This is a genomic window from Paenarthrobacter nitroguajacolicus (assembly GCF_029952445.1).
GTDB classification, from domain to species: Bacteria; Actinomycetota; Actinomycetes; order Actinomycetales; family Micrococcaceae; genus Arthrobacter; species Arthrobacter nitroguajacolicus_B.
Window position 1 is genome coordinate 45,285 of record NZ_JAQPPK010000020.1, and the last position, 13,478, is coordinate 58,762.

14 protein-coding genes are annotated in these 13,478 nt (G+C 59.5%); 4 read left to right on the forward strand and 10 right to left on the reverse strand.

The features are described from left to right. Position 1: 1 nt before the first annotated feature. The 6 genes from PJL15_RS15245 to PJL15_RS15270 are packed head-to-tail and all read right to left on the reverse strand — an operon-like array spanning position 2 to position 4,867. A complete protein-coding gene (locus tag PJL15_RS15245) occupies positions 2-742 on the reverse strand; it encodes a hypothetical protein (protein ID WP_281451992.1) in 741 nt (246 codons plus the stop codon). A 27-nt stretch (positions 743-769) separates the two neighbouring features. Continuing rightward, positions 770-1,060 (reverse strand): hypothetical protein, encoded by a 291-nt coding sequence (locus PJL15_RS15250; protein WP_281451993.1) that lies wholly within the window; start codon positions 1,058-1,060, stop codon positions 770-772. 11 nt (positions 1,061-1,071) lie between these two features. Further along, positions 1,072-1,680 (reverse strand): DUF6668 family protein, encoded by a 609-nt coding sequence (locus PJL15_RS15255; protein ID WP_281451994.1) that lies wholly within the window; start codon positions 1,678-1,680, stop codon positions 1,072-1,074. A 34-nt stretch (positions 1,681-1,714) separates the two neighbouring features. Continuing rightward, positions 1,715-3,238, reverse strand: a complete 1,524-nt coding sequence (locus tag PJL15_RS15260) for a chromosome partitioning protein ParA (RefSeq protein ID WP_281451995.1) — start codon at positions 3,236-3,238, stop codon at positions 1,715-1,717. A gap of 43 nt (positions 3,239-3,281) precedes the next feature. Further along, positions 3,282-3,794: a hypothetical protein gene (locus PJL15_RS15265; protein WP_281451996.1), complete on the reverse strand. Its 513-nt coding sequence runs from the start codon at positions 3,792-3,794 to the stop codon at positions 3,282-3,284. Then, positions 3,791-4,867, reverse strand: coding sequence for a CHAP domain-containing protein (locus tag PJL15_RS15270; RefSeq protein ID WP_281452035.1), 1,077 nt, complete (start codon positions 4,865-4,867; stop codon positions 3,791-3,793). The genes PJL15_RS15265 and PJL15_RS15270 overlap by 4 nt, the downstream gene beginning before the upstream one ends. Positions 4,868-5,246: 379 nt before the next feature. Here PJL15_RS15270 and PJL15_RS15275 point away from each other — a divergent pair, with 379 nt between their 5' ends. Beyond that, a complete protein-coding gene (locus PJL15_RS15275) occupies positions 5,247-5,570 on the forward strand; it encodes an ArsR/SmtB family transcription factor (protein WP_281451997.1) in 324 nt (107 codons plus the stop codon). 309 nt (positions 5,571-5,879) lie between these two features. On the opposite strand, the gene PJL15_RS15280 is transcribed toward PJL15_RS15275, so the two are convergent. Genes PJL15_RS15280 through PJL15_RS15295 form a run of 4 tightly spaced genes read right to left on the reverse strand, consistent with a single transcriptional unit; the run spans position 5,880 to position 8,293 of the window. After that, positions 5,880-6,302, reverse strand: coding sequence for a hypothetical protein (locus tag PJL15_RS15280; RefSeq protein ID WP_281451998.1), 423 nt, complete (start codon positions 6,300-6,302; stop codon positions 5,880-5,882). A 2-nt stretch (positions 6,303-6,304) separates the two neighbouring features. Continuing rightward, positions 6,305-6,895 (reverse strand): hypothetical protein, encoded by a 591-nt coding sequence (locus PJL15_RS15285; protein WP_281451999.1) that lies wholly within the window; start codon positions 6,893-6,895, stop codon positions 6,305-6,307. Further along, on the reverse strand, positions 6,888-7,865 hold the full coding sequence (locus PJL15_RS15290) for a hypothetical protein (protein ID WP_281452000.1): 978 nt from the start codon (positions 7,863-7,865) through the stop codon (positions 6,888-6,890). Before PJL15_RS15290 ends, PJL15_RS15285 begins: the two co-directional genes overlap by 8 nt. Beyond that, positions 7,862-8,293, reverse strand: coding sequence for a hypothetical protein (locus PJL15_RS15295; RefSeq protein WP_281452001.1), 432 nt, complete (start codon positions 8,291-8,293; stop codon positions 7,862-7,864). The genes PJL15_RS15290 and PJL15_RS15295 overlap by 4 nt, the downstream gene beginning before the upstream one ends. A gap of 1,105 nt (positions 8,294-9,398) precedes the next feature. On the opposite strand from PJL15_RS15295, the gene PJL15_RS15300 reads away from it, so the two are divergent. The 3 genes from PJL15_RS15300 to PJL15_RS15310 all read left to right on the forward strand — a co-directional run bounded on the left by PJL15_RS15300 (position 9,399) and on the right by PJL15_RS15310 (position 13,142). After that, positions 9,399-11,060 (forward strand): hypothetical protein, encoded by a 1,662-nt coding sequence (locus PJL15_RS15300; RefSeq protein WP_281452002.1) that lies wholly within the window; start codon positions 9,399-9,401, stop codon positions 11,058-11,060. A 1,129-nt stretch (positions 11,061-12,189) separates the two neighbouring features. Further along, positions 12,190-12,822, forward strand: a complete 633-nt coding sequence (locus tag PJL15_RS15305) for an AAA family ATPase (protein ID WP_281452003.1) — start codon at positions 12,190-12,192, stop codon at positions 12,820-12,822. Next, complete coding sequence (locus PJL15_RS15310) at positions 12,822-13,142, forward strand: hypothetical protein (RefSeq protein WP_281452004.1); 321 nt, start codon at positions 12,822-12,824, stop codon at positions 13,140-13,142. Before PJL15_RS15305 ends, PJL15_RS15310 begins: the two co-directional genes overlap by 1 nt. Positions 13,143-13,478 lie beyond the last annotated feature (336 nt).

Consider the following 13,478-nt stretch of genomic DNA (forward strand, 5'->3'; position numbering starts at 1 on the left):
GTCAGACCCCGTTCCACGGGATGAATGAACTCAGGTCACTGATCTGACGAATCGTTCCTCCGCCTGCAGCGGGCATGTCCAGTTTCCAGTCGCCGGCTTCCCATAGCAGCGATGTTGAAAGTGCACCGTATCCGCCGTCCTCGGTCTTGAACGCCAGCTCCACAACCGCCGCCGTTGGCGAGTACGAGTGAATGATGAAACCTGCGATCTGGACCTTCGGTGAGCTTCCTCCGCCGACGTCCTTCCCCTCGTTGATGGCCTTTACCGCTTTGTCCCGGGCTGGGCTGTCAGCGGCAAGTTCCAGATAGACCTGTTTTGCATAGCCGTTGAACGAAGCTGCCCAGATGTTTGCTGTCGCGTAGAGGGCCCCTGTAGGCGACTGCGCAAAGCACGACCTCAGGCCGTCCTTGCCTACCGTTCCGGGGCCGACCTTTGAGGGGTCTGTGGGAACGGCCATGGTTCCATCCAGCTCCCACTTGGACTTGGGTGCGGTACCAAGCGCTGTTTCCTGGCTGGCAGGAAGCCCACAGACGCTCTTGGCAGAGGCAGTAGAAGCACTGGGACTATCTGTGGCGGAGTTGCTGGATGCTGTTGGGGCGGGTTGGGCGTCTTCTTGTCCTTTGGGGAGCAGGAAGATCACGACGGCTGCTGCGACTAGCGCGACCACCAGCGCGGCAGCAATGATGAACCCGGGTTTGGTGAACGGATTGCTTTCGGTGGTGCTCTCTGTTGACTGGCTCAAGATGAACCTCCCGTTGTTGGTGCTGGCTTAGACGAACGCACGGACGATGCCCGCAGCACCGGTGATGATGATGCAGCCGAGCAGGACCCAGCCGAGCTTGGCCAAGGACTGGCCGCCCTCGCCGCGCTGGAGCTGGATGACCATGGTGATGCCGACGATGATCACGCCCAGAACACCCAGGACGAGGCCGATACCGGAGGCCCAGTTCAGGACGGTGAGCAGTCCGCCGGCCTCTGCGGGGACGACGGGGGTGGGATCGGGAATGTTCGGTGCAGGCGCCGGAGTAACAACTGTTGCAAGTGCAGTGATTGAGTTCATGGTGAGACCTTTCAGTGGTTGGTGCTTGGGTTGGTTTCGGTAACCAGGGTGGTTACGTCGGTGATGAAGCGTTGATATTCGCGGGCCGTTGGTGTGGTGATGGAGTCTCCGTGCCGCCATGCCTCGACCCAGGGAAGGGTCCAGAGGCGGGGCGCTCCCCCGCCGACGATGGCCGTGAAGTCCCGGAGAGCTTTGGGTGTTTTTCCCGGTGCGTCCGCGAGGACAGCGAGACCGAGCAGCTCCACATCGGGAGCGGCTCCCGAGGCCCACTGGGTCAGAGCGCTTTGAGCGGTCGTCAGGCCGTGCATGTCAGCCCGGCAGACCAGCAGCACGCGAGGCTTGGACCCGTCCTGCAGGACGGGCCAGCAGTGCCCGGTGGGGCGTGCCCCGTCGAGCAGGTCAGCGGTGCGGCTCTCACCAGCACCGCCGTGGCTGCCGACAACCCACAACGCTGCGGCACCGGACATGGTGCGGCTTGCCAGGCGATCTGCGGTGTCAGGTTCGATCATGCCTTTGAGTGGTGTGCTGATCACGGCAGCCGGCGGGACGTGCACATCCGATATTTCCACTTCGACTTTCTCAGCCGGGGTGGTGATCCAGGGGTTCAGTGACAGTTGCATGTTTCCTCCTCTCTTTGAGTCGATGTGGAATGGGTTAGAAGCCTTTGGCGACGGCGGCCGCGGCGGCCAGCCACGCCCGCTGGGTTGCGGGTTGGAGAGCTTCGTAGCGGATGGGGCCGTTGACCAGGGCGGGATCGTAGGGGATCCGGACGACGGCGCGGACGAAAGGTTCAAACCCGTCAGCGATCCGCTGGGCTTCGGCCTTTGCCCGTTTGAGTGCGTCACCGGTCATGCTGCGCTTGGCGTCGGTGGATTCGGAGACGATCACGACGGCGTTCCGTGCCAGTTCAGCGTCGTGGCCACCACGGGATTCGAGGGTTTGCAGCGTCAGCCTCGCGGCTTCGGCCCGGTCCTCGATGGCGGTGACGGGAACGACGAGCTGGTTGGTGTGGTCGATCATGCGACGCCAGTTCGCGGCGCGGGCGGTGTTGCCGGAGTCCATGACCACCAACCGGTAGTAGCGGGTCAGTACCTGGTGGGCGATGTCGACTTCCTCAGCGGTGACCTCGTGGTCGCCTTCTTCGTTCTCATCCGAGCGCAGCACGTCGAACTTGTCAGCCGTTTGGTGGTGCACGAACTTAGCGATCTCAGCAGCATTCGTGGACGGAGAGAGCAGTTCCGTGGAGGAATCGATCAGGTCCAGGACGCTGCGGTTATGCGCACCCTTTTCCGTGCGCCAGCCCAGCGTGCCTTGGGATTCGTTGTTGTCCCACGCGACGGTGGCCGCGCCGCTGTAGCGGGCGAGAATTGCCGAGAGCATCACGACGGTGGGGGTCTTGTTGGCCCCGCCCTTGCGGTTGACCACGGCGATGGTCCGGGGGCCGGGCCAGTGCTGGGACACGGTGCGGATATCTTCGCGTTCGGACAGCTCCTCCTGTGAGGGGTCCATGCGGAATCCGAGCCGGGTGAGCGCTCCCCGCCAGCCCTGTGTGGCGGGTTCCAGTACCGGTGCGCTGACCAGGAAGGAGGTTTCCTTCAGGCTGCGCCGAGTCGCCGGTACTTCCGTCGCGGTCGCGGCTGCCTGCGGTGCTTCTGCGTCGGGGATCCGCTGCCCGGTCGGGATGGTGGCCTCGGGCGCGGTCGAAAGGTCCGTGTGTGCTTCGGCCACCACGTGGGTGGGCGGCCACGGCTGGGCCTCCACTGCCGGTGCTGTTTCTTCGACGGGGGCAGGCTGTACGGGTGCGGCTACCGGTTCAGGAGCGGCCACGGGGACGGTCTCGATGATGGCCGGTGCTGCGGTCTCGGGCGTGGTTTCCGGTGCCTGCGCACGGCGGCGGGCGGGGCGGGGTTCGTAGGAGACGGATTCGATCTTGTTGTCCGGGTGGACGATCAGTTCGCCGTGTCCTTCGGGATCCTCGATCAGGACCCGCACCGGGCGCTGCAGAGTCTGCGCTTCGCCTACGACGAGGGCGAGTGCGTTGTTGCGGAGGTCCTGCAGGGAGTCCCCGTCGGGGACGACGCGGGAGTTACCGGCAACGACGACCTCAGCGGTGCCGTTGTCGCGGACGATGGCCTTGATGTTGGGAAAGGCCAAGACCTCGGTTGGTGTAGTACCCATGAATTTTCTTCCTTTACGTGTGTGAGATGGAGGGGCGTGGCGCTTAGGACGTTGGTGGTGTGAGCCGGTTGACCTTCCACGGCGCGTCCTTGCCTGTGCGGAGCAGCTGCAGCGTGTAGGTCCCGGCGTTGGTCGGGACAGTGGCAATGACGCCGTAGCCGTTGGTTTCATCGACGGTCAGCGTGGCCGGGCCGGTGACGCGGTTGGCTGGGATGTTGGCCGGGTCCACCGCTGAGTAATCAGCGGTGGCCTGCGGGGTGAGCCAGCGTGCAAGGTCGTTGGCCCACTGCTGGTCACCCAGGGTCGGGCGGGCGAAGTCGGCCATGGCCTTCTGCGCGACGTCCAGGGCCTGATCCTTGCTGGCTTGATCCCAGGAGATGCCGATGGTGGGAGGGACGGTCCCGCCCGGTGCCTGCGGACCGCTGCTGGCACTGAGTGAGACCGGAGCCGAGGGCGTGGCCGTCGTTTCTGCCGGTGCTGGCGTGGTGTTCGAGGCCGGGGCACAACCAGCACACAACAGTGCCACCGCAATAAGAACAAGAGAGGGTTTTTTCACTTCTTTGCCTCCAAGCCGGGCAGGTACAGGAACGCGGACGGAACACTGCTGCTGACAGTGCGGGTGTAGTAGTTGTGGTCATCCGGGGGCGGGTTGCCGTTGTAGCCCTCTTCGACGTAGGTCCCGTCGTCCTTGACTTCCTTGACGACGGCCACGTGGCCGAAGGTCGGGTCCGCTCCCCCGGTGCCCGGTGCGTACCAGACCACGGCGCCGACCCGGGGTGTCTTGCCGGTGGGCCAACCCTTGGCGTCCCAGCCGGCCTTCCACGTCACCGCAGAACCAAGCCGCTGACCGTCCGGACGGAAGGTCCCGTTGAGGAACTTGAACGGTGCGCTCGTGGATCCCATCTGCTGGTTGACCCGCCACAAGGCAAAATCCACGCACTCGCGGTAGTAGAGGTTCAGCGGTGAGGTGCTGGCCTCGTTAGCTCCTACCTGCAACCAGGTCGGAGAGTCCTTCCACGGGTAGTCATCCCCCGCGCCGGACTTGCCCGGGATCCCGCAGCTACCAGCGTCAACACCGACTTTGCCGTCCGAGAGTGCCTGGACGATCTTGACCGCTTCGGGCCAGTACTTCTGATAGTGGTACGGGTCCGCGTTGCGCTGGACCTTGTTCCCGGCAATGGTCGGTTCCAGCAGCTCCCAACCCGGGACGGCCTGGAGTGCCTTGACGAAGTTCGTGGCACTGATGGTCGGGTCCATGCGGTCCGTGTAGGAGCCCCACGCGCCGTTGTCGCGCTGCTGGAACAACCCGCGGGAGTCCGGGCCGGGGCCGTCGCCGTAGTCCAGCACACGCAAACCGGACTCCCCCAGGGCCACCATGATGCTGATGGTCTGGCCCTTCACTGAGAGGTTCAGAGCCTTCCCGGCCCCCATGACAGCAGCGGCGTTCTTCAACTGCTCCGCCGTGTACCCATCAACTTTCGCGTTGCCATCAACGACAACAGACACCGGACCGCAATCAGCCGCAGCAGGTTTCGCGGGCACCAGCAGGAGGATGACCGAGAAGACCAGCCCAAAGAATATGCCGGGAATGACAACGAGGGCCATCAAACCCAACGACTTACGCTGCATCACGAGCGGCCCCGTCTACGACTACAAAGGAACCAGAAGTCCCGCATCCAAGCGAGTCGATGACCTCCCCGCTGATAACCTTCCGGGCTGTCACTGGCGGGCCCCTGAGCGGGCACACGGCAAGGCATCCAGCGGCGGTTTGCCGAACGGCAGCATGTTCTTCAAAACCTGTCCCTCCCCCAACGGGCATTGCTTCCACATCTACGGCCACTCACCGACAGGATTGTTAGTCCAGTCGATTGTCAGCACGAATTGTCCAGTTAATCCCGCGGAATCGCTTGTCATACGTTCTCAATGAGGCGTGAACCCTTCACCGGCAAGTCTAACATTAAATGTTAGTGTATTATCCGGTTGTGATTAGATGCGGCAAAATAAGCAAGTGCCCCGATACGCAAAGCCCCTCACTGCCGTTCAACCTCAGGCCGAAGCGGCGATGAGCGCGTTCGGGATGAACCAGGTGCGTGCGGCTATCGTTCGGCACCTGGCACTCCACCCCGAGGGGGTCACCTCCGGGCAGATAACGCGCGAGCTTTCCGCGACATACCAGACCATCTTCAGGCACCTTCAGGACCTGGAAGAGCAGGGAATTGTCGCATCGGATGCCGGCGAGCAGCGGCATGGCCAGCGCGTCATCTACACCTTGAACAAGGCCGCCCGAGATAAAGCGCTGGCGGACTACGCCAAGTATCTGGACGGCAGGTAGACGACCGTCGCCGCCCGCGACTATATTGCCGCACGTCCGCACCCCAGGGCTTTACATGGTCGGCGCTGAAGAGGCGACCCGGTGGGTGTTCATCCCCGGACGCGCCCTTGATTTTGGTGAAGATCGGCCCGGGGATATATGCCGTGCAATCGCACACTCACTGCCATTAGGGCATCCACCCGCGTTCCATCGCCTGAACTTGAGCTGCGAGGGTACGACAATTTGCTGGAAAGTAAACACGCGGCCAGCCTACCTTGATCATGCTCAAGACATAAAACGCATGCTCAAACTAATTTGTGGCGAGGACGTTTAGTCGTCTTCGTCCAGGATTCGAGCTATCGCTTGGAACTTCTCAGGTGAGACACCCTTTAGGCTGCGAGCAGCAAACTTCTTCACTCTCTTCTCACGGAGAGTCTTCAACGACTTGAGCTGCTTCTCAATACGTTCCGGGATCTCTGTATCAAAGTCGTTGAGGTACGCGGGGTTCACGCCGAAGAAGTTGGCCAAAGCCGTGAGTAGTCGTTCGTCAGTCACCGTCGCTCCGGTGCCGTCCCGCATATAGAGCCACCTCGAACGAGAGAGAGTCACTCCTTGCTGTTCCAGGCCACGCCGGATGTCTTCAAACTCGTAGGGCTCTCCCCCACTGGCTACCATCACATCGAGCAAGAGATTCAGACGCTCCGATAATGTCTGACGCCACGCATCCCGCGCTTCGTTGAGGTTGGGCGACATCGCTACGCTCCGAGCAACGACAGGCTAAGCAGGTACGCGAGCCATGCCACGACGCCAATGGCGCTTCCCCATAGGGACTGAGCAATGCTTTGACGCTTCGAAGCCGCTCTTGACCAGATGAGGATAGGAAGAGCAACCAAAGCCGCGAACCACAGTGGAGATAGTGACGTCCCGAGGCCCAGCACGATGCCGGTGAAGATTGCAGTATGCACAGAAATGTTCCACCGCCACCGGCCCAGCGCAATGAGAGTTGCCCCTACGACAAAGGCGATGCCATTGGCAATAAGCAGGGCGGGCGCCCCGAGTAGGGCTGAAACAACTAGACCGACAGCCAGAACACCCGCGCAGGCCGCGAAGCTCAAGGTCTTCCGGCGGTCTTCCGGCCACCCCAGGCTCTTTCCAAGTGCGGGGAAGACAAACACCCCGAGAACGATTACCACTCCGAGGGCAGCCAAGGTGGCCGTCAACGCAGGGACGGACGCTGGCGCTGAGATGGCCGTCGCGACTGCGGCGACCAAAAGCATGACGCCAGGGTGGAGAACTCGACCGACAGCCTCTGCGGTGCGCTCTGAAGGGGTTTGCTGGTCAAGCATGTGCATTAACTTCCATCGTTCGAATCTTGGCCAGTTCGGCTTGAGAGAGTCTACCTTCCATGGTTGCATCCGATTCAAAACAATCTCTCATCTCAACGATCCTCCGATGTATCCGCATGGCAGGGTCACGGCTCATCATTTCCATCAGCCGGCCACGGTAGGGCCAGATGACATATTGATCAATTTCGGGCTGCAACTTGCCCCACAGGGGACAGAGACCCCATAGCACCCGCCGGGCGGTAAAACCCCTCCTGGCTGAGTCGATCCATCGAGGAAACGTGGGGATCCCAATTGCCAAGGCGAAGACAAAAGCGGAACTGGCTGTGAAGATCCTTTCCAGCGTTCCTAGGAACTCCGGAGGGGATCCAACCAAGTCGGTCAAGGTCATTGTGGCGTGGATCAGCGCGACGGTCAGAGCAAAGCCCGAGCCGATAGCTACGAATGTCAGCGACCGGCGCCGTCGCAGAGACTTTAGACGCCGGCTGTAGCGGACACTTAGACGCATTGCTGAAAAGGCCACGGTGGCAAGGTGCGCAAGCATCAGAAGGCTATAGACGGCGACCAACGGATTGCTCTCGTACTGGCGCATACCCGAACTGCTAATCGACGGAGCCGCCTGAATAAACAGGACTACCTGGCCCCCAAAGCTGGTCGCTGCTATGACCCAGGCGAAAATGACCTGACGCCCTAGTTGCGAAGGGGCCATTGCCCTCCATATGCCTATGTGCATTGACATCAGAGTCGCTGTCAGGAACGCCCGCTGCACCAGAGCGAGATAGTTAGTACCTCCTATCGCTGCATCCACCGCATAATAGATCGGCTCGACAAGGAAGATTGCCGTCAGAGAGCCAAAAAAGCTGCCGTAGATCCACGAACCGTGTATCCGGCGACCCCTGGAAAGGTACATCGCCACGGACGACATCAGAAGCACAACGGCGGAAATGGCCAGCACAACATCAGCGAGGGTCAACCTATTACATCCCCGAAACCCAGAATCTCGTCTTCTCTCTTGCCCGAGCGGATCTGCGCGTAGAGGTGGTCCGCTAGCAGCTCAGCCTCTGCTTCGATCCCGGTACGCAGTTTGGTGTGTCTCCAGCCGTGAAGAACCTTCCGCGGGTCTAGGTCCGGGAACACAACTGCTAGTTCCTCCCCCGACATGGGCTCCGGATCGTGTTGGAGCAGAACGTGTGAGATTTCATGCAGGATATTCATCTCACCGGCGAATTCTGACCGGTCGCCCACATGGAGCAAGCGGTTCACGTCCTCGCCCTCATGCCAGAAACCTGACATGTCCACATCAAGCAGGTCATCCCTTCGGGAGAGTTGAATGGGTCTCTCCGTGGCCAGCTCAACAAATCGTATGAGCTTGTCCAGACTTAGAGGCGAAGGCAGTTCCACCGCGCGCGTGAAAGCGGAGACTCGTCGGGTAGCCCGCCGTCTATCCATGGCCAATGCGGCAAATCTCCCGAAGTGGCCCAAATGCCGTTCTGCAAACCGGACAGATGATGCAATAGGATGCAGGTTGAGCATGCTTAAGTATTTTCAATCATGATCAGGAGTACGTGAGGGGAACAAAGAACATATGTCACATCCTAACTACGCAATCCGAGGCCGAATCGAAAGGCCCCTTCGACTGCATGGCCGATACGCTCCACTCCCGCAGATTTTAGTCAGCGACTCCAGGTGCGGCGGCAGGTCGCATCCGCAGACATATGAACGACACCTGGCTGCGGCTCTTCCGACATACCCGACCTTGATAGGACTTCTTGGGTCGTCGACTAGCTGCGTAACGGACTCATACGAACCGAGAACAAACTTTCTCTGCGACAGCAAAGATCATGCCTCAGAGGCCGAGCCGGGCAAGCTCTGTCAAAGAACGGATGCGACACGCCCGCAGACATCTGGGGTTTCGATAACAAAAACCGATTAGATAGCTCTATGGCACTCCGAAAGCTCGCACAGGGTGGACGCCCGTCTAAGGGCCCACGGCATACATTCAACGTCAAACCGGACATCACTCGCGCCGAAAAACTGCGTGACATCCTAGACATTCTTGACTGCAACGCGGTGGACTATCTAACCCCCCTTGTTGCTGCCCACATCGACTCCATCGATCTGGAAAAATTTCGGTCCGAGCACACACAGGAGACTTTGCCTATTGCAAAGGCTAGTTAAAAACTGAAGGCCCGCACTAGGCGGGCCTTCATCTAAGTATCTGTTCAGATCCAGTTCTTGGCGGGATCAGATCTGAACTTATAGAACACCCACCCCGGTGGGTGGATTTTCCATACCCCTCAAAGAGAGGCTGTTGTTGTCTATGGTACCGGATGCTGTTTTGGCGTCAACGCACCCACAACCGAGTGTCGTGTCAGTATCGTCCCCTGAGCAGGCTTGGAGCCTTGCTCCGTTGATTGCTGGTGCGCCGTCGTACCGTTTGGGGCGCTGGATTGGCCAGAAGTTTCAGTATCCGCGGCCGGCGAATGCGCCGAAAATCACACGGTCGTTGCCAGAGCGGCCTGCCGCGGTTGCTGTGCACGGAGTGGATGGCAGTGTTGCGACGTTGTGCCTGGACTTTGATACGTCCAAGGCCCTGAAGGGCGTTGTTGATGCGGACGCTGCCCGGGTGGGCCGATTGTTGTCGGCGTGTGGAATGACGTTTGTGGAGGACTTCTCCCCCAGCGGCGGCCGGCACCTGTATGTGCCTCTAGCGGAACGTGTGGGCGCGACCGAGGCTAGGGAATTGGTCGAAGCCCTGGCGTTGACGGCCACAAGTTTGGACCCGAGTCCGCACCAGAACGTCACGGACGGGTGCATCCGTGTGCCCGGGTCGTTGCATAAATCTGGTGGTCACCAAACCTTGATCACTCCCCTCTCCCGTGCGTATGACATCCTGCGCCGCCGAAACCGTTCATCCACGGTGGTCGAACTGCGGGCTGCCCTGGCACCGGAGCTGGCGCGGAAACGCGCTCTGAAGACCCGCTCCGCCAAGACAGTTGCCGCACAGCGCGTCGGCACCCTGCCGGCCCTTCCTCTGACTTCGAGCGGAGAGGCACCCCTGCGCCGGGCCGCCCGTACCGGGTTGTACGACACAGCCCGGTACAAAAGCCCGTCCGAGGCCAGGATGGCCGTCCTGAATCACTTCAGCGCCTGCGGATGGACTCTCAACCAGGTCGAAAAGGAACTTGGCGGCCAGTTCCCCGGGCTGGCCGCCCTCTACGGATCCCCGGAGCGCCAGAGACGACTGCTGCCCGTTGAATGGGTCAAAGCCCAGACCTTCACCAACAAGGCTTCACAGAAATCACTCCCCGGAAAACACGGGAAAAAGAGTGCACTTATTAACAACACAAGCCAAACATTAACCACAGGGGGGGCGGGCGAAAGAAGCAGCGCTGGTTCCTCGCAGCTCGTGAATGATCTGGAAAATGTCCTCTACGCGGTCTTGGACCACAGACTGCAATCCAAAGGCCGGCAAGGCCTCAGCCTCCGCCTGCTCATCCGTGGACTCTTGGGGTACATGAGGGCCAAAGAAACGGACATCCTCGACGTCGGCTGCCGTACCCTGGCCGCCGCCATGGGAAAACACCACGTCACCATCGCCAGGCTCCTGCCCATCCTCGCCGGCGCCTCGGACGGGATCCTTACTAAGATCGCGGACGCACACTACAAAGCCGCTGACGTGTACCTGATCCAGCTCCCTGAGCAGTACCAGCAACTGGCTCGGGAACTGACCTGGCGGAAAGGCAAAATCTATGCCATTAGGCCGGTCTTCCGGGCGTTGGGAGACGCCACGGCCTTGGTGTACGAGGCGATCGAACGCGGCCGTAGTTCCGCGACTACCGCGGATCTCGTCCGCACGACTGGGATCAGCCGCAACGCCTGCTCAAGTGCCCTGGCTGAAATGGAAAGCGTCGGTATGCTTCAACGTCACGGACGAGTGTGGAAAACGACCTCCGTCAACCTGCGCATGCTCGCCGCCCGTCTCGGCGTCCTGGACGATTACCTTGAACACATCGCCCGGAACCGCCGCGAACGCGCCATTTGGCATGCCCACCTTGACCGCTTTCGCGACACCGAAATCAACGAAACCAACCTCTACGACGCAGAATGCGACGAACATTGGGTCCCACCAGACGAGAACTTCACCCTGTGGCACACTGCAGCTTAAGGATGCAATGCTCACATTGTGTGGCAACGTATCTTGTGGCAGCTTGTATTAGGAATTCCATCGTTCGTGGGCGGATTGCCTGCTCATGTTTTGGGTGATACCTATACGGGCCCAGGAAACGCCTGCTGAACGGGCGGACTCGACTCCTCTGTTAACTCTGGACTCAGCTCTCTTCAGGGCCTGATATGCCGATTCCAATTCAGAAATTGCGGCAGCAGGCACGGCGTGCGCCGACCACTCTTGGCGTAGGGCCTCCTCGACACTGACTGATGGCACAGCGTCACCAAGAAAGGGCACGAACGCTTGTCGCTTCGATGGATTCGCGTCTTTGGGCGTCGGAGCGCGATTCCAGAGAGCGCCTACCCAGCCGCATGCACATACCGCACGCCAACCTATGACCAGGTCATCAGGGACAATTTCGTGATTAGGCATCAAAGGATGACGTCGTTGATCCCCTGTGAATCCTTCAACACGAACTCCTCCTTCTCTTATGTCAGTGGAGATGCGACCATCGGGGACCACCGCTCCCAACCATCCTTCGTGGATTCCGTCCAACATGTCCCAGCGCATAGTCCCCTAACAGCCCCGTATCGGCGTCTTCTGAGCAAAGTATCGCCGCTAAGTATGTCAGGGAATCCTGACAAGCAGGCCTCACTTCGAGTGCTGTCACTTTGATTTTGGGTTGATATCAACCTTGGAAGCATTCGCGAAATTCTTCGAACCTGAGCTGACTCAGCGCCCGGAGGTGTCGGTCATATTGGGCTCATTTGATAGCAATTTGAAACTACTATCAAAACAGTATTTGGGTGATATCAAACTAGTATCAGAATAGTTTCATCTTGACTGGCGACCCTGGCGGCCGCTGTCCCTAGCCTTCGCTGGCAATGACGGCCGAGGCCGGGCAACAGTCGTCGGTGTAGTCAATCAATATCAGACTGATACTGCCTTGATAGCAATATTAAAGTAGTATTGAATTGATATCGTAGTAGTATCGTCAACTTTCAAGACTCCATGCGGTAGGGGCGAGAACTATGCGATAGATACTAGTTTGATATCACTTTGCAAGTGATATCAAACTAATAGCGTGTCGCTAGTAGTTTGATACTCTCGTTCCGCTAGCCTGAGGACCATGATCATTGTCGTGGGAAGCGAAAAAGGCGGCGTGGGGAAGTCCACTGTCGTCACCAACCTAGCCGTGGAACTCGCCAAGCGTGGGCTTCGAGTAGCCGTGGTGGACGGGGACCGCCAGCGGTCTACGGCGCGCTGGGCGGTGGATCGCGAAGAGGCTGGGCATGAGCCACGCATTTTCGTTGTGGAGAAGTTGGGCAGCCTCCATGAGACGCTTCGAGAACTCGATTCGAGCTATGACGTCGTGCTGGTCGACGTCGCTGGTAAGGACAGCAAGGAGATGCGGACAGCCATGACGGCGGCGCACCAGTTGTTGATATTGACGCAATCCAGCCAGTTCGATCTCGATACGTTGGAAACGGTGGATCGGCTCATCGAAACTGCCAGGGACTTCAATCCGTCCCTACGCGTTCGCGGAGCATTGACTCGTGTATCGACCAATGCCTTCGAATCCGAAAGCGCTGATGCCCGGGAATACCTAGCGGATTACCCAAGTATCGAGCCGCTGACCACCGTGCTCTATGAGCGCAAGGCCTATCGCGATGTAGTAGGAGAGGGCCTAGGGGTCGTTGAATGGAAAAATCCTAAGGCCGCCCGTGAAATACGAGGATTGGTAGAGGAGTTGATCGGCTGATGGCACTAAAGAAACGATCGGCATCTGAGCGAGATCGCGATGCCGCAATTGAGGCCTTTGGCAATGCAGCTGAGCCACTTCTTGTGACACCGGCTGCTCAGAGTGATCGCGTCACGCCCATTCGACCCAGCGTCACTCCCGAACTCGGTGATATGAGGGACAAAGAGCATCCAAGGACGATGTTGCTCCGGTTCGACAACGATCTTGACCTCGTTGAGCTTCTGTCTGCAGTCGCCACGCTTGAAGGCAGGAAAAAGCATCCAATGGCTTTGCGGGCCTTGAGGATAGGGCTTGAGCAAGTTAGGGATAGCTACGAATAGAAACCATCCAAACACTATCGATTTGCTATCACTTTAATAGCTGTGCGGAACTTCGTGGCGACAGCACGGGCAGTCACTAGCCCTTTGGAAGGCGTATAACTCGTACCGTGAGGAGGAAAACGGCGCAAACGACCATTAGTGACCACTCCAGTCCAGCGTTCCCGAAATCTGAAAACGGGGTTCGGGGCTCGGTCAGAACCCATGTCCGGGTACTAAAAAGTGGTCAAGAGACGTGGGGAGCGTTTCTGACTAAAGGCCAGCATCTTCGAATATTGGACTTCGAGATTCCGCGGATCGCGCTATTGAGGCACATGATCACCCTCCAGGTGGACACCC

Coding starts and splice junctions, on each gene's coding strand:
- PJL15_RS15305 (WP_281452003.1), top strand. CDS start 12,190: ATGATCATTGTCGTGGGAAGCGAAAAAGGCGGCGTGGGGAAGTCCACT.
- PJL15_RS15260 (WP_281451995.1), bottom strand. CDS start 3,238: ATGGGTACTACACCAACCGAGGTCTTGGCCTTTCCCAACATCAAGGCC.
- PJL15_RS15285 (WP_281451999.1), bottom strand. CDS start 6,895: ATGCTTGACCAGCAAACCCCTTCAGAGCGCACCGCAGAGGCTGTCGGT.
- PJL15_RS15250 (WP_281451993.1), bottom strand. CDS start 1,060: ATGAACTCAATCACTGCACTTGCAACAGTTGTTACTCCGGCGCCTGCA.
- PJL15_RS15270 (WP_281452035.1), bottom strand. CDS start 4,867: ATGCAGCGTAAGTCGTTGGGTTTGATGGCCCTCGTTGTCATTCCCGGC.
- PJL15_RS15280 (WP_281451998.1), bottom strand. CDS start 6,302: ATGTCGCCCAACCTCAACGAAGCGCGGGATGCGTGGCGTCAGACATTA.
- PJL15_RS15255 (WP_281451994.1), bottom strand. CDS start 1,680: ATGCAACTGTCACTGAACCCCTGGATCACCACCCCGGCTGAGAAAGTC.
- PJL15_RS15310 (WP_281452004.1), top strand. CDS start 12,822: ATGGCACTAAAGAAACGATCGGCATCTGAGCGAGATCGCGATGCCGCA.